Annotated in this window: 23 protein-coding genes; 20 read left to right on the plus strand and 3 right to left on the minus strand. The window is 51.9% G+C overall.

Going from position 1 to position 20719, the window contains the following annotated elements; all coding sequences use genetic code 11:
• Position 1 precedes the first annotated feature (1 nt).
• The 7 genes from ACFQO0_RS00520 to ACFQO0_RS00550 all read left to right on the plus strand — a co-directional run bounded on the left by ACFQO0_RS00520 (position 2) and on the right by ACFQO0_RS00550 (position 5581).
• Positions 2-376: a flagellar protein FlaG gene (locus ACFQO0_RS00520; RefSeq protein ID WP_382232016.1), complete on the plus strand. Its 375-nt coding sequence runs from the start codon at positions 2-4 to the stop codon at positions 374-376.
• Between the two features lie 96 nt (positions 377-472).
• On the plus strand, positions 473-2491 hold the full coding sequence (gene fliD, locus ACFQO0_RS00525; RefSeq protein ID WP_382232018.1) for a flagellar filament capping protein FliD: 2019 nt from the start codon (positions 473-475) through the stop codon (positions 2489-2491).
• A gap of 24 nt (positions 2492-2515) precedes the next feature.
• Positions 2516-3004: a flagellar export chaperone FliS gene (gene fliS / locus ACFQO0_RS00530; protein ID WP_382232020.1), complete on the plus strand. Its 489-nt coding sequence runs from the start codon at positions 2516-2518 to the stop codon at positions 3002-3004.
• 3 nt (positions 3005-3007) lie between these two features.
• Positions 3008-3346 (plus strand): flagellar protein FliT, encoded by a 339-nt coding sequence (locus ACFQO0_RS00535; protein ID WP_382232022.1) that lies wholly within the window; start codon positions 3008-3010, stop codon positions 3344-3346.
• 4 nt (positions 3347-3350) lie between these two features.
• On the plus strand, positions 3351-4493 hold the full coding sequence (gene fliK, locus ACFQO0_RS00540) for a flagellar hook-length control protein FliK (protein WP_382232024.1): 1143 nt from the start codon (positions 3351-3353) through the stop codon (positions 4491-4493).
• The gene (locus ACFQO0_RS00545) at positions 4486-4770 is read left to right on the plus strand and encodes an EscU/YscU/HrcU family type III secretion system export apparatus switch protein (protein ID WP_382232026.1); all 285 of its coding nucleotides are present in this window, start codon (positions 4486-4488) and stop codon (positions 4768-4770) included. The genes fliK and ACFQO0_RS00545 overlap by 8 nt, the downstream gene beginning before the upstream one ends.
• Before the next feature lie 55 nt (positions 4771-4825).
• On the plus strand, positions 4826-5581 hold the full coding sequence (locus tag ACFQO0_RS00550) for a flagellar brake protein (protein WP_382232027.1): 756 nt from the start codon (positions 4826-4828) through the stop codon (positions 5579-5581).
• Positions 5582-5687: 106 nt separating this feature from the next.
• Here the strand turns inward: ACFQO0_RS00550 and fliE are convergent, their stop codons facing one another.
• Positions 5688-6038, minus strand: a complete 351-nt coding sequence (gene fliE / locus ACFQO0_RS00555; protein ID WP_382233961.1) for a flagellar hook-basal body complex protein FliE — start codon at positions 6036-6038, stop codon at positions 5688-5690.
• 381 nt (positions 6039-6419) lie between these two features.
• On the opposite strand from fliE, the gene fliF reads away from it, so the two are divergent.
• The 13 genes from fliF to fliR all read left to right on the plus strand — a co-directional run bounded on the left by fliF (position 6420) and on the right by fliR (position 17501).
• Complete coding sequence (gene fliF, locus ACFQO0_RS00560; RefSeq protein WP_417456454.1) at positions 6420-8036, plus strand: flagellar basal-body MS-ring/collar protein FliF; 1617 nt, start codon at positions 6420-6422, stop codon at positions 8034-8036.
• Positions 8029-9024, plus strand: a complete 996-nt coding sequence (fliG, locus tag ACFQO0_RS00565; protein WP_382232031.1) for a flagellar motor switch protein FliG — start codon at positions 8029-8031, stop codon at positions 9022-9024. The genes fliF and fliG overlap by 8 nt, the downstream gene beginning before the upstream one ends.
• Positions 9017-9727, plus strand: coding sequence for a flagellar assembly protein FliH (gene fliH / locus ACFQO0_RS00570; protein WP_382232033.1), 711 nt, complete (start codon positions 9017-9019; stop codon positions 9725-9727). Before fliG ends, fliH begins: the two co-directional genes overlap by 8 nt.
• Complete coding sequence (gene fliI, locus ACFQO0_RS00575) at positions 9727-11157, plus strand: flagellar protein export ATPase FliI (RefSeq protein ID WP_382232035.1); 1431 nt, start codon at positions 9727-9729, stop codon at positions 11155-11157. The genes fliH and fliI overlap by 1 nt, the downstream gene beginning before the upstream one ends.
• A gap of 35 nt (positions 11158-11192) precedes the next feature.
• The gene (gene fliJ, locus ACFQO0_RS00580) at positions 11193-11633 is read left to right on the plus strand and encodes a flagellar export protein FliJ (protein WP_382232037.1); all 441 of its coding nucleotides are present in this window, start codon (positions 11193-11195) and stop codon (positions 11631-11633) included.
• A 24-nt stretch (positions 11634-11657) separates the two neighbouring features.
• A complete protein-coding gene (locus tag ACFQO0_RS00585; RefSeq protein WP_382232039.1) occupies positions 11658-12833 on the plus strand; it encodes a flagellar hook-length control protein FliK in 1176 nt (391 codons plus the stop codon).
• Positions 12834-13240: 407 nt separating this feature from the next.
• Positions 13241-13744, plus strand: a complete 504-nt coding sequence (fliL, locus tag ACFQO0_RS00590; protein ID WP_382232041.1) for a flagellar basal body-associated protein FliL — start codon at positions 13241-13243, stop codon at positions 13742-13744.
• 3 nt (positions 13745-13747) lie between these two features.
• Positions 13748-14746, plus strand: coding sequence for a flagellar motor switch protein FliM (gene fliM, locus ACFQO0_RS00595; protein ID WP_382232043.1), 999 nt, complete (start codon positions 13748-13750; stop codon positions 14744-14746).
• A complete protein-coding gene (gene fliN, locus ACFQO0_RS00600) occupies positions 14739-15164 on the plus strand; it encodes a flagellar motor switch protein FliN (RefSeq protein WP_382232045.1) in 426 nt (141 codons plus the stop codon). Before fliM ends, fliN begins: the two co-directional genes overlap by 8 nt.
• Positions 15161-15616, plus strand: a complete 456-nt coding sequence (fliO, locus tag ACFQO0_RS00605) for a flagellar biosynthetic protein FliO (RefSeq protein WP_382232047.1) — start codon at positions 15161-15163, stop codon at positions 15614-15616. The genes fliN and fliO overlap by 4 nt, the downstream gene beginning before the upstream one ends.
• Positions 15606-16373: a flagellar type III secretion system pore protein FliP gene (gene fliP / locus ACFQO0_RS00610; RefSeq protein WP_382232049.1), complete on the plus strand. Its 768-nt coding sequence runs from the start codon at positions 15606-15608 to the stop codon at positions 16371-16373. Before fliO ends, fliP begins: the two co-directional genes overlap by 11 nt.
• 9 nt (positions 16374-16382) lie before the next feature.
• Positions 16383-16652, plus strand: coding sequence for a flagellar biosynthesis protein FliQ (gene fliQ, locus ACFQO0_RS00615; RefSeq protein ID WP_382232051.1), 270 nt, complete (start codon positions 16383-16385; stop codon positions 16650-16652).
• 54 nt (positions 16653-16706) lie between these two features.
• Positions 16707-17501 (plus strand): flagellar biosynthetic protein FliR, encoded by a 795-nt coding sequence (fliR, locus tag ACFQO0_RS00620; RefSeq protein WP_382232053.1) that lies wholly within the window; start codon positions 16707-16709, stop codon positions 17499-17501.
• A 53-nt stretch (positions 17502-17554) separates the two neighbouring features.
• Here fliR and flgL read toward each other — a convergent pair whose 3' ends face one another.
• Entirely contained in the window at positions 17555-18769 is a 1215-nt protein-coding gene (gene flgL, locus ACFQO0_RS00625) for a flagellar hook-associated protein FlgL (protein ID WP_382232055.1), read from the minus strand.
• A gap of 12 nt (positions 18770-18781) precedes the next feature.
• On the minus strand, positions 18782-20719 hold the full coding sequence (gene flgK, locus ACFQO0_RS00630) for a flagellar hook-associated protein FlgK (RefSeq protein ID WP_382232057.1): 1938 nt from the start codon (positions 20717-20719) through the stop codon (positions 18782-18784).

A 20719-nucleotide genomic window follows, 5' to 3' on the forward strand; every position in this document is an offset into this window, starting at 1 on the left:
CATGGATATCGGACAAGTAGGTAGTGCCACCAAAGCGACTGCAAGAGTCGATCAATCGATACCTGTCACAGGCACACCAAATACAGTAGTAAAAGAGAAACCTGCAGCGGCGATGACGGCAAATGCCGTGCAACAACCCGATGCCGCAGCCGCACAAAACCAGGTCGGACAAGCGTTGCAAAGTATCAACAAGGCATTGCAAAAGTTATCGTCGAATCTGGAATTTACGGTAGACGCAGACAGCAATCGCACCATCGTTAAAGTCATGGATACGCAGACGCAAGAAATCATTCGTCAAATGCCATCCGTAGAAGCAATCGAAATCTCCAAGGCGCTGGACAAGTTGCAAGGTTTACTCGTTCGGCAAAAAGCCTGAACTTGTTTTAAACAGGAAGGTAAATCTCCTTCTAACCTTCGCTTGCCATCTTCAGTTGCCGTTTATAGTATGGTTTTTCTCTAGCAGGAGAAGCAAATGGCCGTTTCCTCTATCGGCGTTGGCTCCGGTCTACCCCTCGACGAATTATTGACCAATATCATGGCGGCTGAAAGCCAGCCACTGACATTGATGGCCAAGAAAGAAGCCAGCTTCCAGGCCAAGCTGTCCGCTTACGGCAATCTTAAGGGTGCGCTCGCCACATTTCAGACTGCCATGGCAGCATTGGGAAAAAGCTCGACCTTCGAAAATCTGCAAACCACCATCGCAGACAAAACGATTTTTACCGCGACGGCCACCAATAAGGCGGCTTCCGGCACTTATCAAGTCAACGTGACACAAATGGCGCAGGCACACAGCATTTCGTCTGCCGGTCAAACCAGCAAGACCGCGCTAATCGGCAGCGGCGCTGACACGACATTGACCTTCCAGTTCGGCACCATCAGTGGTGGCACCCTCGCGGATGGCGCTTATACCGGCGCGACTTTTACCCAGGATGCGAAGCAGAAAACCGGCACAGTCGTTATCAAGAATGGTGACAACTCACTGCAAGGAATACGCGATGCGGTCAACGCCGCAAATATCGGCATCACGGCGACCCTGGTTTCTGACGGTAGCGCAACACCAGATCACTTGATTTTCACGTCGAATCAAACTGGCGTGGAGTCCAGCATGAAAATCGACGTTAGCGGCGATCCCGCCTTGCAGGGACTGCTGGAATACGACCCGGCTGGTACACAGACATTGAAACAAACCAGCGTCGCGCAAAATACGCAATTGACGGTCAACGGTTTTTTCGTCAATAGCCCGACCAATGAAGTTAAGGAAGCAATTCAAGGCGTGACGCTGAACGTCATCAAAACCGGCACTACATCGATAGTCCTCGCAAAAGACACCGCAGCGGTAGAGGCCAGTGTCAACAGTTTTGTGAAAGCCTATAACGACCTTAACAAGACCTTGAAAAGCCTGACCGGCTATAACGCGGACACAAAAACCGGTGGCTTGCTGGTGGGTGACTCCACAGCACGTACAATCCAGGACCAGATTCGCAATACATTGTCCTCTGCATTATCAGGTTTGAGCAACAGCAATATGTCGCTCCCTCAAATCGGCGTCGCGTTTCAAAAAGATGGCACGCTTGCGGTGGATGCAGTCAAGCTGAAAAAAGCAATGGATACCAACTACGGCGATATCGCCGGTCTATTCGCTACCGTCGGCAAGACTACCGATAGCTTGATTAATTTCACCAGTTCTACCTCTGCGACAAAGGCGGGCAGCTACGATATCACCGTAACGAAACTGGCGACGCGCGGCAATGTCACTGGTGACGTCGACCTGAATGCAGCCCCGACCGTCATTGCACCGAATACGAAACTAAGCGTCACCATTGATGGTGTCGCGGCCAAGATTGCGCTAACAGAAGGTAGCTACACATCAGCGCAGCTTGCGGCACTGGTTCAATCGGCAATCAATGGCGCATCCGAGATCTCTGCAGCCGGCTCCAAGGTCACAGCGACTATCGACAGCAATGGCTTCTTGAACTTGCAGTCCGATCGCTACGGCTCTGCCTCCAAAGTCATCATTAACTCGGATACCGGAACGCCTGCGTCAAGCTTGTTAGGCACCGTTTCAACCGGCACTGTTGGCAGCGACGTCGAAGGTACCATCGGCGGCGTGGTGGGCACCGGTTCGGGCCAGATCCTGAGTGCAGGCAGAGGGTCTGATGCTCTCGGACTAAAAATAGAAATCGTCGGCGGTACTTTAGGCAGTCGCGGTCGTATCGATTTCTCACAAGGCTACGCCGACCGCCTGAGTAAATTAACCGATCAATTCATTGGTGCTGAAGGCTTGATTACTGGAAGCACAAAAAGTCTGAATAGCAGCATTGAGCGCATTACCGACGATGCCGACGCATTCAAATTAAGGCTGGTCGAGATCGAGAAACGTTATCGCAAACAATTTTCCGCGCTGGATTCAATGATTGCGAGTATGCAAAGAACGCAGACTTATCTGACCCAGCAACTTGCATCGATCTCTGCAAATAGCAGCTCGAGTTAATAGAATAGTTTCGGGAGACATCACATGTTTGGATCAGTACAGAGCGGAGCGAACGCCTATGCCAAAGTCGGCATGGAAACTGGCGTCGTCGCGGCCAATCCGCACAAATTAATTGTCATGCTGTTTGAAGGTGCGCAGATTGCACTCAGCAGCGCACTGCAACATATGCAAGCCGGTAATATTCCGGAACGAGGAAAAGCTCTTTCGAAGGCGATCGCTATTATAGAAAATGGTTTGCGCGCGAGTCTGGATAAAACGGTAGGCGGACAAATTGTGCTGAATCTGGATGCACTGTACGAATACATGAATAACCAGTTGTTATTGGCAAATCTGAACAATCAACCTGAGCTCATTCAGGAAGTCCAAGCGCTGTTGCATGACATCCAGGGCGCATGGGAAGAGATCGCACCAAAATCTGCAACATCAACTCAAGCCGCACCATTGGCAGATCAGACCATGTCTGGTTCCTATGACGCACTCGCTCCTAACACGCCACGATTAATGAAAGCCTGATCGATGATGAACGAACAAGAAGTCATTTATCTGTACGAAAACGTCGCCACGATTACCGACCAGATGCTGGCAGCTGCACGTGTCGGTGATTGGGAACAACTGGCAGCGCTGGAATCCCGCTGTGCAGACCAGGTTAACATTCTTAAAACCGGCGAACCGCCAGTACCGCTTACCGGTATCAGCCGCGCACGCAAGGTGGAAATCATCAAGAAGATCCTGGCTGACGATAAAGAAATCCGCACAATCACGGAACCGTGGATGAATAAATTATCCATGATGATCAATAGCACAGGGGCCGAACGCAAACTCAACCGCGCTTACGGTGCCAATCAATCGGGATAAATAAATGCTGCCACGGGTCGACATTGCGGGAACCCGGCCCGTCGTCCTGGTTGAGGCTAGCCCGCTGGCAAATGCCATTGGAAGTGCCAGACAGGAATCTGTTGACCGGCTGATTCAACTCACGCTGGGCAAGGAATACCAGGCGCAGGTTTTATCGCGGCTGAGCGACGGCAGCTTTCTCGTCAAAGTCGACGATGCTGTAGCCAGCATGAAGCTGCCAGCAGGTAGCAAAGCGGGTGACACGCTAGACCTCACCTTGCTCGCAACGCAACCCCGCCCCACTTTCATCCTGGGCAAAGCAGAAGCTGGTGCCACCACGTCCCTCAGCAATGCGGGGCGTCTGATCGGCAACATGCTGCAATTGGCCCAACAAGATGGCATGCCTACCGCCATTGTCGGGAAAACCCCGCTGGTTGCCACATCCGGTGCTAGTGCCCCCCAAATTGCCACCGCCTTGCAAAATGCTGTTGCCTTCAGTGGACTGTTTTATGAATCGCACGTTGCGCAATGGGCGGCGGGTACGCGGCCGGCAAGTGCTCTATTACTCGAACCTCCAGCAAAACAGAGCAACGCAGCGCTCACAAATTCAGCCACCAACGGGCAATCCTTGTCCGTCGACGCGAATGGCAATGATCTTGGCAGACTGATGTCAAATGTACGTGAATGGGTAGGCGGGGAACGCGCCTTAAGCGATCTATTACGTACGACGCAAAGCAAGCCGGCAGATGCGGATAGCGCCGCGCCGCTTATAGCCAAACAAGATGTATCCGGGAATGAAGGCGTCAAACTAATCAGCCTGCAACTCGACACGCTTGAGCAGCGCCGCATCATGTGGCAAGGCGAGTTATTTCCCGGACAGCCGCTGGAGTGGGAAATTTCCGATGACACGCCAGAGAAAAATCTGGATCAGGCGGAACCCGAGAAGTCCTGGAACAGCACTGTGCGTTTTACCTTGCCCAGCCTGGGCACAGTATCCGCAACCATTCGATTGACGGGTGATCATGTGCAGGTACAGGTCGCCACCGCCAATGAAGAAATCGCCACTACGCTGCGGAGTAATGGCAAATTGCTGGCCGATGCGCTGGATTCGGCGGGCTCCAAGCTGGATTCCCTGCTGGTCAAGCAAGCCGAAACGCGCAATGGATAATTTCAAGCCGCCGCCCAGTGCCGTCGCTCTGGCTTATCAGACCGGTGACTCAGCGCCACGTGTGGTTGCCAAGGGGCGCGGCATGATCGCCGAACAGATTATCGAACGCGCAAAGGAACATGGCGTGGCAGTGCACGAATCGAAAGAACTGGTCGCTTTACTGATGCAGGTAGAGCTGGATGACGATATCCCGCCGGCACTGTATCGTGCAGTCGCCGAACTTTTAGCATGGTTATATCGCGTCGAAGCTGCCCAACAACGTGGCGGCAATGTATGATTGTCGGTTAGAAAAGTTTAATATCGATGCCCTGCACTCTGTTTGAAAAAGAATAATGACTCTCGCTAGTGAATACGAAAATGATGATTTGAACCCGTTTCGGGTTCGTTCCCGTCGGGAAGTAATCGCCTTGTTGCGCAGCATAGGTGAGCGTAATCAGCTTGTTCGCATGCTAATCAATCATGGTCAAGACACTATCGTTACTTCAATTCTGAATATTGATGAAAAAAACGATATCGTTCTCTTGGATTGCGCGCCAACGGCCATCATGAATCAGCGCGTGCTCGACAGCGAAAACTTATCTTTTGAAACCGTACTGGAGAATATTCGTATTCTGTTCAATTCGCCGGCTGCCGAGAGTTGTGTATATGAAGGCTTGCCAGCCTTCATGATCCCGCTGCCTGTCAATGTGGTTCGCCTGCAACGACGTGAGTTCTATCGTGTTCCTACCCCTTTCACCAATCCTGTCCATTGCACGATACCTGTCAAAAATGATGATCAGGTCATTCCTGTCGTGACGACATTACACAATATCAGCGGTGGCGGCATATCGATAGTTGATGAGAAAAAATTGATAGATACGACCCAAGGTCGTATCTATGAAAAGTGTCGGATTGATTTACCCGGCGGACCGGTTACGGTAGATTTGCAAATTCGTAATTTGCTGGAGGTCACTCTGACCAATGGCAAGGTCATCAATCGGGTGGGATGTGCGTTTGTCGATCCATCAAACGGCACATTGGGCGCAGTGCAGAAGTACATTACGAAGCTCGAAAGAGATCAGAATGCGAAAGCGACAGGACTGGGTTGAATCGCGGGAAGACGGCAAAAATCTATTTCTGGAAGTAAAGCGACCTGGCAAATAATAATGGCGCTGCAACAAATCAATCGCTTAAAAGCACACAATACTGCCCGCGCTATACCTGCATGTTCATCATTTCCTGATAGGCCGACACCAGCTTGTTACGTACTTGCACCGTTGCCTGAAAAGAAATACTCGCTTTTTGCATAGAAATCATCACATCCGACAGGTTGACGCTGTCATCCCCCATCGTGAACTTCTGCCCCAATTTGTCAGCGTGATTTTGCGCGCTAGCGACATTATCCAGCGACGCTTTCAACGCTTGGGAAAAATCCACCTTCGTTGCCGATTTCTCGACCGGTGCGGCGCCCATCAGATTTGCCGCAGGCTGCGAGCGTGCAGCCGCAGCCTTGAGCTGGGCAACCATGGCATCTATTGCCGTTGAATCAATTCCACCGACTTTCATCATTTTCTCCAACTGTTGCGGCCAAGCACTATAATTGTCTTAACCGATCTGTCCGGACTCCCAACAGGGATTCCAAGCTACCTCACCAAGTTATCACGCACGTCAAATTGAATCGGTCTGATAAGGGATAGAAACATTGCTCTATTCCAAAGATTGAATTTCCTCGTACCCTTGACAATTCATGCTACGGAAAAAAGTTTGAAGAGCGAGAATATCGATGAATAATTCAGTCCAATTTGACGATCGCCACGCAGGAGCAAAATCATGGCAGTAGTCGTAGCAGGTGAAGGCGGCCTATCGCAAGGTACGGAGCTCGGCGGAAATAGTCCAAGCACCATCCTTAATATGGCGAAGTCGCCTAACGGCCGCAAATTCGTATTGATGGTCGGCATCGCCGCGGTGATATCCATCATGATCGGCTTGGTCCTGTGGGGCCAGAAGCCGGAGTATCGCGTGCTCTTTTCCAACTTCTCGGATCGCGATGGCGGCGCCATCATGACCTCGTTGCAAGCTGCCAACGTCCCTTATAAATTCGCTGAAGGCGGCGGTGCGATTCTGGTACCGGCGGACAAAGTTCATGAGATACGCCTGAAACTGGCTGCGGAAGGTTTGCCTAAAGGCGGCAGCGTTGGCTTTGAATTGATGGAAAACCAAAAACTCGGGGTTTCGCAATTCCTTGAACAGGTGAACTTCCAGCGCGCTTTGGAAGGCGAACTCGCTCGCTCCATCCAATCCGTCGGTGCAGTGCAATCAGCGCGTGTGCATCTGGCACTGCCTAAGGCATCTGTCTTCGTACGCGATCAGCAAAAACCAACCGCATCGGTTTTATTGAACCTGCATGCTGGCCGGTTCCTGGATCAACAACAAGTCAGCGCGATCGTTCATCTGGTCGCCAGCAGCGTGCCCGAACTATCCCCCAAGAATGTCACCATTGTCGATCAGGCAGGCAATCTACTTTCAGAAAACAACAAGCCCGCAGGAAATAACACGCTGGATCCGTCGCAGCTCAAGTACGTACAAGAATTACAGCAAAGTATTGCCAAACGCATCGAATCGATCATTACGCCCATGGTCGGTCTGAATAATGTTCGCGCTGAAGCCACGGCCGATGTTGATTTCTCGACCAGCGAACAAGCAGCTGAAATCTACAAACCAAATCAAGTACCAAACAGCGCCACCGTGCGCAGCATGCAAAGTAGCGAATCATCGAATGGTGGCGCCAACGCAACCGGTGTTCCGGGTGCGTTGACCAATCAACCAGCACCAGCAGCCACTGCACCGCTAAACACCACGCCGCCACCAGCTGCACCAGGAACTGCCGCTGCTGCGGCTGGTACGCCTGGAGCGGCGGGTGCCGCTGGAGCGACGACGGCAGCCGCTGCAAGTGCAACACCGACGCAACGTGACACCACTACCAATTACGAAGTAGACAAAACAGTACGCTACGTGCAGCAACCTATGGGCGGCTTGAAACGTCTATCCGTCGCAGTCGTCGTCAACTACAAACGTGTGGTCAACAAAGACGGAAAAGTCAGCATCCTGCCTTTAACTCAAATTGAGAAAACCCAAATCACCGATCTGGTTAAAGAAGCCATGGGTTACAACAAGGACCGCGGCGATACGCTCAATGTGGTTAACAGCCCATTCGCGGGCATCGACAAGGAAGAAGCGCCCAAACCACCACTTTGGGAACGTCCTGAAGTGATCGACATGGGCATCCAAGGCGCAAAATATGTCTTGCTCGGCATCGTGCTTCTGATCTTGTACCTTAAAGTCTTGAAACCCATGCTCAACAAGCTGAATCCTCCGCCGCCACTGGCGTTGACGGATGAAAGCGGTCAACCTATCGATCAGGTGCAAGAACTGCAAACGGAAGTCGGACCGATGGGCGTACAACAGAACAGCTACCAGCAGAATCTGGACGCGGCCAAAGAGCTTGCCAGGAAAGACCCGAAAGTCGTCGCAAACATAGTCAAAGCGTGGGTGGGAAATGAGTGATAACGGCATACATAAAGGCGCTGTACTGATGCTGGCACTCGGCGCGGATGAAGCTGCCGAAGTAATGAAATTTCTGGGCCCGCGGGAAGTGCAAAAGCTAGGTGCAGCGATGTCGACCATGAAGGCCATACAAAGCGAAGAGCTGGTGTCCGTGCTCAGCGAATTTCGCAGCGAGACGGAAAAAAATACGTCTCTCGGCCTCGATTCTGACGAGTACATTCGTGACGTGCTGACCAAGGCATTGGGCGATGACAAAGCATCGTCCCTGCTCAATCGCATTCTGGGCACCCGCGATTCCAGCGGCATCGAAAGCTTGAAATGGATGGACGCGCAATCGGTCGCCGATCTGGTACGCAACGAACATCCACAAATTATCGCTACCATTCTGGTTCATCTGGAACGCGACCAAGCGAGTGAAGTATTGAATCACTTCACCGAACGTCTGCGCAATGATTGCGTATTGCGTATCGCCACCCTGGACGGCGTACAACCTGCCGCGTTGCGTGAGCTGAATGAAGTGCTGACCAAGCTGTTGACAGGCAATGAAAGCCTGAAGAAAAAACCGATGGGCGGCATACGCGCGGCAGCTGAGATTCTCAACTTTTTCAATGGCGAAAATGAAATTTCAGTCATGGCCAATCTCAAGGGCTACGACAACGATATGGCGCAAAAGATCATGGACGAAATGTTCGTGTTCGATAACATCATGGATATTGAAGATCGCGGCATCCAGTTGCTGCTGCGCGAAGTGCAGTCTGAAACCCTGATCGTTGCTCTCAAAGGTGCAACACCGGAGCTGCGTGAAAAATTCTTCAAAAACATGTCACAACGTGCAGGCGAAATGATGCGCGAAGATCTCGAATCAAAAGGCCCGGTTCGCTTATCGGAAGTCGAAGCAAACCAAAAAGAAATTCTGGTTATAGTGCGCCGTTTGGCAGATGAAGGCCAACTGACCATAGGCGGCAACGCGGAAGATGCTTATGTCTGACGTCATCCCAAAAGAAAAACAATCAGCGTATCAACGCTGGGAAATGACTTCATTCGGCGACGAAAAGTCAAACGGTGGCAAGACTGGGCAAAAAAACGGCGAAGCCGGCATCGCAGAAGAAAAAGCAGCGGCAAACGCCGCCGCCTCTGCGCAAATGGCCAATATCGCAGCGATGGCCAAGCAGATTGAAGAAGCACGCGCACAAGCACATGCGGAAGGCTACGCCACCGGGTTAGAAGAAGGTCGCGCGGCAGGATTGGCGGAAGGCCGTGCACTGGCCGAGAAAGAAAGACTCGGCCTGCAGGAAATCGCAGAAGCTTTCGGTACTGAAGTGGCACAAGCCAATGAATTGATCGCAAACGATATGCTCGATCTTTCGCTGGATCTGGCGAAAGCAATGCTGAAAACTGCTTTGCATGTCCGTCCGGAACTGATCGTTCCAACGGTGCGCGAAGCAATCCATTATTTGCCGACTTTACAGCAACCTACCCTGCTCCATTTGCACCCTGAAGACGCGGTGATTGTGGCTACCCACATGGGCGATGAGCTGAAGACAGCCGGTTGGCGCGTGGTCGAGGATATTCACATGCATCGCGGTGGCTGCCGTGTAGAAACCGTGACGAATCAGATCGATGCCACCACGCCGACTCGCTGGCAGCGCATTGCCGCCACCCTCGGCAAAGATTCCGACTGGCTCATCTAATGTCCTCCACGCCGCCACCTGTTGCGCCAAAATCAACGACTCCCAACAGCAGTCGCTGGCAGGCGTATCTGCGCGATTGCGGCACCTTGCTGGATATCGCAGAACCGATGCTGGTATCCGGCCGCATCACGCGCGTTGCTGGCTTGGTGATGGAAGCGGTCGGTTTGAAACTGGCGGTGGGTAGCGCCTGTACGATTCCCCTTTCGAACGGCGCGCGCATTGAAGCGGAGGTTGTAGGTTTCGAGGACGACAAACTTTTCCTGATGCCGCAAAGCGATGTCGAAGGCATCGTGCCAGGCACACGTGTGTATCCAATCGAAGTCGTGCAATCACTACCGCGTCCAGGTGCAGTATCACACCCGCGTCGTCGTCCTAGCGATCGCGGTCGCCATCTGCCGGTCGGCATGGAATTATTGGGACGTGTGCTGGACGGCGCAGGTCGTCCGCTCGATACATTGGGACCGCTGAACGCAGCCCACGCAGCGCCGCTGAATGTACGCGCAGCCAATCCCTTGTCGCGCGCACCGATCAAGGACATTCTCGATGTCGGTGTACGTGCAATCAACAGCATGCTGACCGTCGGACGTGGTCAGCGCATGGGATTGTTTGCCGGCTCCGGCGTCGGCAAAAGCGTCTTGCTCGGCATGATGGCACGCTACACGACTGCCGATGTGATCGTGGTCGGCCTGATAGGCGAACGGGGCCGCGAGGTCAAGGAATTCATTGAACAAATCTTGGGGCCGGAAGGTTTGGCGCGCTCTGTTGTGGTCGCAGCGCCGGCCGACACCCCGCCCTTGATGCGCTTGCAAGGCGCGGCTTATGCGACCGCGATTGCCGAACATTTCCGCGATGAAGGCAAAGACGTGTTGCTGATTATGGACTCGCTGACCCGCTATGCGATGGCGCAACGCGAGATTGCACTGGCAATCGGCGAGCCGCCAGCGACCAAGGGTTATCCACCATCGGTTTTTGCCAAACTGCCAGCATTGGTTGAACGCGCCGGTAACGGCAAGGAAGGTGGCGGTTCGATCACTGCTTTCTATACCGTACTGACCGAAGGCGATGATCAACAAGATCCGATTGCTGATGCGGCACGCGCGATCCTGGACGGCCACATTGTGTTGAACAGATCATTGGCAGAAGCGGGACATTACCCGGCCATCGATATCGAACAATCGATCAGTCGCGCAATGCACAACATCACTTCGCCGGAACACCAAAAACAGACCCGCAAGCTGAAGCAGCTGACATCGCGTTACCAGCGCAATCGTGACTTGATCAGCGTAGGCGCTTATAGTGCAGGTTCAGACCCGGTACTGGATGAAGCGATCGCCTTGAACACAAAAATAGAGTTGTTTTTGCAACAAGATATTACCGAACGCAGCGACATAAACGAGAGCTTGGGGCAACTTGCCTCGCTATTCTCGTGATGGATATCCCCCACCAAAAAATATAATTAAGCAAAATGGCCACCTCCTCTGCACTGGACACACTGATAGAACTGGCAACCAAGGAGACTGACGAAGCTGCCAAGCGCCTGGGCACCAGTATGAAAGCGGCAGAGGATACCGAACAGAAGCTGGCCTTGCTGATGCAATATCGCGACGATTATTCAGCGCGTTTTCAGCAAAGCCTTTCGACCGGCCTGACTGCAATGGGCTATCGGAATTTTCAGGTTTTCATGGACAAGTTGGAACAGGCAATCAGCGGTCAGCAGTTGGTAGTGCGTGATGCGCATGCGCGTGTAGATCGGGAACGATCCGCATGGCAAGCCAGCGAACGCAAGCGCATGTCCTACGGAACATTGGCAAATCGTGCGTTGAAAGCCAAGCAACTGGCAGAAAACAAGCGCGACCAAAAGCAGACAGACGAACATGCGGCACGATTATTTCAGTACAAAAGATAAACGATCAAAACAGGCGGCAGAATAATGAATACTCCAGCGATCAATAGTCCCCTTGCCGCATTGACTCCCGCAGCAAATAACAGCAAGCAGGATTCCTCTGCTTCGTCAGAAGCTGGCGCATTCAATCAGGTACTTTCGCGTGAAATTTCCGACCGTAACAATGCAGGCAATGCGAACAATGACGTAAGCAAAAACACGCAAAAGGACTCGTCAGCGAAAGACGACAAATCTGCGAATAGCGCGGCAAACGCGAACGAAACCTCAGGCACAAGCGACGCAGTCAAAGCCACTGATGACGACAAAACCGCGACAGTAACCGATGGCAAGGATGTCGAGGTCGCCACCGGCCCTTCCGCCGAGTTACTCGCCTTTGTTGCCGCTTTGACCCAGGCCAATACTGCGGTTGCACAAACTCCGGTAACGGATGCTGCTGTTGAATCTGCAACAAGTGCCAAGATCAGCGATATTGATGCCAAGCTGGACACGACATTGGGCGTCGCCTCGACAGCAACGGCCAGCAGCGAGAAAGACGCGATCGGCAAAAAATCTGATTTCGTGGCTGCACTCGATAAAGCCACCACTGCTAGCAGTGATGGCAAAGCGCCAGCCGCAACTGCCGCAGCAGTAAAACCAGCGGTAGATCTGGCCGCCGTCGTCGCTGCTCCAAAATCAATGGAGACGGTAACCGTAGCAAATCCGCAAGCCATCGCATCCGTCAACACGGCAGCGCTGCAACAGCTGGCGGACGCAACAGCCGTGCAATCGAACAAACTGGCTCCGCAAGTCGGTAGCCCGGGCTGGGATCAGGCTTTGGGACAAAAAGTAGTATGGATGGTACAAGGCGCACAACAAACAGCGACACTAACCTTGAACCCGCCAGACCTGGGCCCCATGCAAGTGACCTTGAACGTATCCAATAATCAGGCTACGGCAAACTTCACTGCACATCAGCCTGAAGTTCGGCATGCACTGGAAGCCGCCATGCCACGTCTGCGTGAGATGCTGAACGACGCAGGCATTCAACTGGGTCAGTCCAACGTCAGCGCCGGTACGCAGCAACAACAGCAAAATGCCTTCGGCGAGCAGCGCCAAGGCGGACGCCAATCAGGTCAAAGCAGCAATTCGGTTGAGCCGGTGATTCATGTCAGCCATGTCCCTGTCCCGAATGGCGGGAATAGCATTGTGGATACCTTCGCCTAAACTGGTACGCGCCAGCAAGCCACAGAAAACTAGTCAGACGACTAAGTCTTGCAAACTACTTTTTCAGGAAGTAGCAAAGTACAGCGCTCTATACCAAGCAGAGCGATAGCCTTCTTTCAAGATTAACGCTACATCTGCAGATGTGTCGTTAATCTATTCAAAAATCCTATTGTTTTTTCACACGATGCGGGCGTCTGTCGCGCTAATAATGGTTTAATAGCATCTTGAACAGGGATTCTGTATTTGCCACTGGCGTACAGTATTCGCTGAAAGAAGCGACCACAGGACTGGATAGCTGGGATACGACGATATGCGTCATGTTCACCTCTCTTTTCAATGCATCCTGTGTGCCGTTTTTTTTTAATAATGGCATGTAAGAAAAAACATGCCGCACTTGAGGAAAACAGATGGCAACAAAAGCAGCCCCTAAAGCAACCGGCACGGACGAAGCGAAACCAAAAAAATCAAAGACGCTGATTATCGTGCTTGCCTTGGTAATCCTATTGGCGGGCGGCGGCGCTGGTGCGTGGTATTTCATGACTCAAAAAGCGGCTGCACCAGCACATGCACCCGAAAAACAGGTAGAAGCAGCAAAGCCTCCTGTGTTTTTGCCGATGGAAGCATTCACAGTCAATCTACAAGCCGAAAATGGTGAACAGTTTTTGCAAACCACGTTGACACTGGAAGTCGCAGACCAGGCTCAGGTTGACTTGATCAAGTTATATATGCCACATGTGCGCAGTCGCCTGCTGCTTTTACTATCAAGTAAAAAAGCTTCGGAAATCTTGAGCGTAGAAGGCAAGAACAAATTATCAGATGAAATTTTGACTATTTTCAAACAACCATTTACACCACAGGGTCCGACCATCAAGGTAAGCAGCGTATTGTTTACTTCATTCGTCGTGCAATAAACCATGGCCGATAATTTTCTCTCACAAGAAGAAGTTGATGCCCTGCTTAAGGGCGTCAATGGCGATCAGGATGAGACTGGCAAACCAGAAGATACGACGGGCGTACGCCCGTACAATCTGGCGACCCAGGAGCGTATCGTGCGTGGTCGCATGCCAACGCTGGAAATTATCAACGAACGTTTTTCACGCCTGTTGCGCATCGGCCTGTTCAACTTCTTGCACCGTAGTGCGGAAGTGTCGATCGGTCCAGTGCGCGTTTCAAAATACAGCGAATTCATCCGCAATCTGGTTGTACCGACCAACCTGAATTTGATACACATGAAGCCGTTGCGCGGCATCGGTTTGATTGTCATCGATCCAAATCTCGTGTTCCTGCTGGTTGACAATTTATTTGGCGGCGATGGACGTTTCCATACCCGCGTCGAAGGGCGCGACTTTACCCAGACTGAGCAACGCATCATTCAACGCATACTCGAAATCATTTTCGAAACCTACGCCAAGTCGTGGGAACCGGTTTATCCGGTTGAGTTTGAGTACATCCGTTCGGAAATGAATACGCAGTTTGCAAATATCGCAACCCCAAATGAAGTCGTCGTCGCCACCACCTTCACGATTGAACTCGGTCCGGTGAGCGGTGACCTGCACTTCTGTGTGCCCTACTCGATGATCGAGCCAATCCGCGATCTGCTGACCAGTAGCATGCAAGGCGAGACGCTGGAAATGGACAAACGCTGGATACGCTTGATGACGCAGCAGATCCAGACCGCAGAAGTCGAAATTCTAGCCAATATGGGCTCGGCTAACGTGACGCTGGGCGACATCCTCAACATGAAAGTCGGCGACGTTATCTCGATCGCCGTGCCGGACCAAATCACTGCTGCAGTCGATGGCGTGCCCGTGATGGAATGTTCGTACGGCAAACTGAATGGTCAATATGCATTGCGCGTGGAAAAACTGATCTACAGCGCAAACGACTCACCGCAAGGAGAAGAACATGAGTGATGAAAACGAATCCCAAACAACAGCAGAAGACGATTGGGGCGCGGCGATGGCCGAGCAGGAGCAGACTGAAGCGGAAGCTGCTGCACTTGCCCCAAAACCGGCAACTGCTACTGTATTCAAGGATTTCGCCGGCGGCGACTTGAAGACCGGCACGCACAACGATATCGATTTCATTCTCGATATTCCAGTCCAACTGACGGTTGAACTCGGCCGTACCAAAATCGCCATTAAAAATCTGCTGCAACTGGCACAAGGTTCGGTCGTCGAACTTGATGGCCTCGCAGGCGAACCGATGGATGTATTGGTCAACGGCTGCCTGATAGCGCAAGGCGAAGTTGTCGTCGTCAATGACAAGTTCGGCATCCGCCTGACTGACATCATCACGCCGTCAGAACGCATTCGCAAGTTGAACAGATGATCCGTGTTTTTTCATTTTTAACGGCACTGTTCTCAGTGTCAGCGGCCCATGCGCAAGCCGCCGCTACAAGTACGGTAACCACGGTCAGCACAACGCCTACGTCAACTGCCGGCAACCTGATGCAGGTTACCCTGGGTTTGCTGGTTGTCCTCGCCTTGATGGCTGCCGCAGCCTGGGTCTTACGTCGTTTCAATACGGCGAAAGGTAATAACGCGGCACAGATCAAAATAATCGGCGGCGTCAGCGTTGGCAATCGTGAACGTGTAGTGGTGGTGGAAATAGCCGACCAATGGATAGTCGTGGGTGTCGCACCAGGTCGGGTCAACGCGCTGGCCACGATGTCCAAACAGGAAAACAAGCAGGAAACAACATTAGTCACTACCGATGCACCGCCATCGAAAAATTTTTCGAGCTGGCTCACGCAAACAATCGAAAAACGTAATGGCCAATAATTCATTCTTCATGCTGCGTCGTTTGTTGCGTCTTGCACTGCCACTGCTACTGGCCTTGCCTGTGGCTGCCATGGCGCAGCAAGCCGGTCTGCCCGCATTTACCAGCACACCAACTGCAGGCGGCGGCCAGACTTACTCGCTCAGCCTGCAAACCCTGTTGCTACTGACCGGCCTGTCATTCCTGCCCGCAGTGTTGCTGATGATGACCAGTTTTACACGCATCATCATCGTACTGTCTTTGTTACGTCAGGCGCTCGGCACACAAAGTTCACCGCCAAATCAAGTCATTATAGGACTTGCATTGTTCCTGACACTGTTCGTCATGAGTCCAGTGCTGGACAAGATCTATGTTGATGCCTACCAACCGTTTACGGCCAACAAGATAAAGATGGACGAAGCCCTGGAAAAGGCAGTGGCACCGCTGAAAACCTTCATGGTCAAGCAGACGCGCGAGTCGGATCTGGCGCTGTATGTCAAATTATCCAAAGGGCCTGAGCTCCAAGGACCAGAAGATATTCCATTGCGCGTATTGGTACCGGCATTTATCACGAGTGAATTGAAAACTGCATTTCAAATCAGCTTCGCCATCTTCATCCCATTTTTAATCATCGATATGGTGGTCGCCAGTGTGCTGATGTCGATGGGTATGATGATGGTGTCACCGTCGATTGTGGCCTTGCCATTCAAGTTGATGTTGTTTGTGCTGGTTGATGGTTGGCAATTGCTGATCGGCTCGCTCGCACAGAGTTTTTACTGAGGACATGCAATGACTCCCGAAAGCGTCATGACGATGGGCCGCCACGCCATTGAAGTCACCTTGATGGTGGCGGCGCCGATGCTGCTGATCGCGCTCGCAATTGGCTTGATTGTCAGCATCTTTCAGGCCGCGACGCAAATCAATGAACAGACCCTCACTTTCATTCCCAAGCTAATCGGCATTTTTGTCGCCTTGGTGGTCGCCGGTCCATGGATGTTGACCATCATGCTGGATTACATGCGCGAGATGTTTACCAATATCCCCCTGCTTGTCAGCTAGTCGTCGCGCCGGCTTCACCGGTGTATTCTGCATTCAATTCATCCTACGGTCCGCATGATCAGCATAACCAGCGCAGAACTGAATACGTGGATCACAGGATTGCTGTGGCCGCTGACGCGCATCATGGGTTTGATTTCCGTTGCACCTTTGTTCGGTAATGTCAGCGTACCAGCGCGCGTCAAGATCAGCCTCAGCATCATGCTGGCACTGATCATTGCCCCCACCGTCCCGGCAATGCCAGCAGTGGATCCCATATCGTCCACTGGCTTCCTGATTTTGATGCAGCAACTGCTGATCGGTTTGACGATGGGCTTTGCGATGCGGATTGTGTTCGCCGGCGTTGAAATGGCAGGTGAAATTACCGGCATGACGATGGGTCTGGGCTTCGCGAGTTTTTTCGATCCGCAAACGCGTGCACGAACCTCAGTGATCAGCCAGTTCCTGGCATTGTTGATCCTGATGATCTATCTATCCACCAATCTTCATCTGGTGGTCTTGTCCACGCTGGCGCAGACTTTTGAATTGCTGCCGATTACAGGGAGCTTTGTTTCAAATGCAGGCTTGTTCGAAATCGTGAAATGGGGTGGGCGTATCTTTAGCGCCGGCGTACAACTTTCTCTGCCTATGGTGGCCGCCCTGTTGATCACCAACATCGCACTCGGCGTGTTGACGCGAGCCGCACCTCAACTGAATATTTTCGGCATTGGTTTCCCGACCACGATAGCTGTCGGCTTCATCATGATCGGCGTTGTACTGCCTTATTTGATGAATCCGTTTATCAATTTGATTCAGGAAGGAATCGATGCGATGGGGAGAATTACCGTTGCATTTACACCGCTACAGCAATAGGCACAAATGAATGAGATAGTTTGTTCTCGCGACCGCAAGAACAAACTATTCGATCAGGTCAGCATGTTGAACAACGACAAGCCTGATATTTTGATGAACGACTGGCGTGCTGCTTCCAGCGTGTATTGTTGCTGGGTAAAGCTCGAATAGGCTTCGATAGGATCGACTTCCTGCAATTGCTTTAAAGTCTCTGTGTATTTGACTTTCAAGTCGGAGCCTGCGGTATCGAGGTTATCGATCTCCTTCAGACGAGAACCAATTGTGGTGCGTACTGCCGATACATTCACAAGCGTATTGGCGATACTGTTATTAGCGGCGGCCAGACCATTTGCCAATTTGGTTTGTCCTTGAGCGCCAACAGCAGATGTTGAAATCGTTGCAAGCAAATCAGTAATCACAGTGAAAACATTTTGTTTTTGGCTAGGCTTCACGCTGAAAGTGTCGCCATTGGCCGGCGCACCTTTGATGTCGAATTGCATGCCACCGAAACTGATTGCCTGTCCGCTCACATACGGTTGTGGTGTGGCTGGCGTGGCAGGTGGTGGCGTTTCTGTCACGAGATAGGTCGTAACTCCAGCCGCATCGATAGAAAATGTAACTGCATAGTCATGGCCCGTCAATTGTGTCTGATCGGTCACCGAACCAGTACTGATCAAACCTGTTCCTGTATTGCCTGCCCCAGCTGCCGTAACGAAGCGGCCATTACCGCTCATGCCTGCTTCAAAGACGGTGGAACCTGCATCACCCACCGCCATTTGACGCGCAGCACCTACCTGCAACATGCGTTGCCCCTGGTCACCGCCATAGTTAGCGCCTGTCGCAGATTGGGTATATGGCTGGACTGTTGTTTGGTAGCCGGCAAAAATATAATTACCACTGCTATCGCGTGAATTTGCCAGCGACATCAACTCGTCAAAATTGTTACGCAACTGAGTCGCATACATTTTTCTTTGCTCATCATCGAGCGCACCATTACCGGCACCAACGACTACATCCTTGACCGATTGCAGGAGCGAATTAACACTTTGCAAAATACTTTCTTCTTCAGACAAAGCGCTTTTTGCATTGGAACGATTGAGGGCAAACTGATCATTGATGGCCAGTGCCTGATCCATACCCAATGCAGCAGCAGCGGCAACAGGATCATCTGCAGGCGTCAAAATACGCATACCACTGGAAACCTGTTGCTGTGTCCTGAACAAGGCGGTCTGCAGATCGCTGATCTGGCGGGAGCCTAGTTCATACATTGTGTTTGTGCTGATACGCATGATTAATTATCCCTATCGTCCCAACGAAGCCAGAATATCAAACATATCGCTTACAGCCTGCATCACCTTCGCAGCGGCTTGATAAGCCTGTTGATACTGAATCAAATTGGCCGCTTCTTCATCCAGATTTACGCCGGATTCAGACTGTTGCGCGGTTTTCAGTTGTTGCAGCAACCCGCCTTCAGCCGCACTATTAACCTGCAGTTCACGTGTCTTGTTACCGACCAGACTAACCAACTGACTGTAAGCCGTGTTGTAGTTTGCCGTCCCGCCTTGCAAGGTATTCTTGGTCTGCAACTCACCCAGGGCCAGCATGTTGCGACTGTCACCTTGACCATTGACGTTGGCGCTGATCTTGAAGGTATCTCCATCTGCCGGCGCACCAGTCAGTTTGATTTCTGCACCGCCAAAAGAAATCGTCGAACCTGCCGTATAAGGAACCGCCGCACCCGCAGCATAAGTCGTAGGTACGCCATTGGTTGTTACGGTTACAGGCATCGTGGCTGGGAAACCAGTCAAGGTACCGCCAGCCGAGTTGTATGTCAGCGTTACAGGTGTAGATACAGTCGCAGCGGTAAAGGCCGCGTTAATCGAGCCAGCGCTGATAGCGCCCGTACCTGTATTGGTGGTGGTTGCGCCGGTTACGATAGGCGTAGCTGCCGCGATCGATGACAAATCCTTGATCAAGACATTGAAGTCGGCGGCGCCATTGACGGTTGGTCGCACGATATAGTGATCACCAGCGGCCATCGGCCCCGATGTCATCGTAAGATCTACACCATCAATCGTGGCAGTCGGAAATGTTGCGCCGGAATACATGGACGCATTATCAGAAATGCGCGTCACGCTGTAGTTGCTACCATCGTATGACACACGATAATCGCTGGTAGTCAGTGCACTGACATTGCTGATCGTCGCACCGACAACTGCAGTACCGGTGTTGTTGTAATCAGCATTGACGGCAGGTTGGGCAGAATTGAAAAAGTCGCCGCCCAAATTACCGTTTTGATCTTGCCCGAGGCGATGTTGCGCATTGAAGGTTTCTGCCATGCCCAGTGCGATACGACCCAAGGAGTTTTGGATTGGGTCCAGCGACTTGTTACGGAACTCAATCAAACCACCCAGTTTGCCACCTGTTATTGACTCTTCAGGCAGGGTAACCGTGGTCCCTTTCGAAATATAACCAACTTGCAGACGTCCCAAATCAGTCGACGATGCAACGGTGGTTAATTTATAGACGGAATTACCAACAACCAAAGGCTGGCCATTCCCGATATAGACGCTGTAACCGCTACTCTGCTTGTTAACAGTAACTTTGGCTTCCTTCGCCAATTCGCCAACCAGGTAATCGCGCTGGTCGAGCAAATCGTTAGGCGGTTGTCCATTGGCCTGTGCTTTGGAAATCGCGATATTTAATTGACTAATCTGTTCAGCATAACCGTTGATATTGGTGACGCTTGCGCTAATTTCAGTATTCACGCCTTCGCGGATTGCACGCAACTGACCGTCCATGGTCTGAAAACGTGCCGCCAGCGATTCTGCGCCCGACAACATAGCTTGACGTGACGGCGACGAGCCAGGGTTGCTGACTAAATCCTGTATGCCCTTGAAGAAATCCTGAATTACTGGTGTCAGACCAGTGGCGGAGTCGGCGATCATATTATTGATCTTGCCAATTTGAGTAGCGTAACTCTGCAGTTGGCTGGCGCTACCTTGCGCAGCGACAACTTGCTTTGAGATGAATTCGTTATAAACGCGCTGTACGGTTTCTACTGTCGTGCCGTTACCAATATAACCACCACCAAGATTTTGCCCGCCCAGCGACGTCTGAATCACCAATTGGCGACTGTAGCCCGGGGTTTTCTGGTTTGCGATATTGTGTCCGGTCGTCGCCAGACCAGCCTGGGCTGCGGCAAGTGCACTGGTCGCGATACTGAGAATATTAGGCAT

Source organism: Herminiimonas aquatilis, from assembly GCF_042665175.1.
GTDB lineage: Bacteria > Pseudomonadota > Gammaproteobacteria > Burkholderiales > Burkholderiaceae_D > Oxalicibacterium > Oxalicibacterium aquatilis.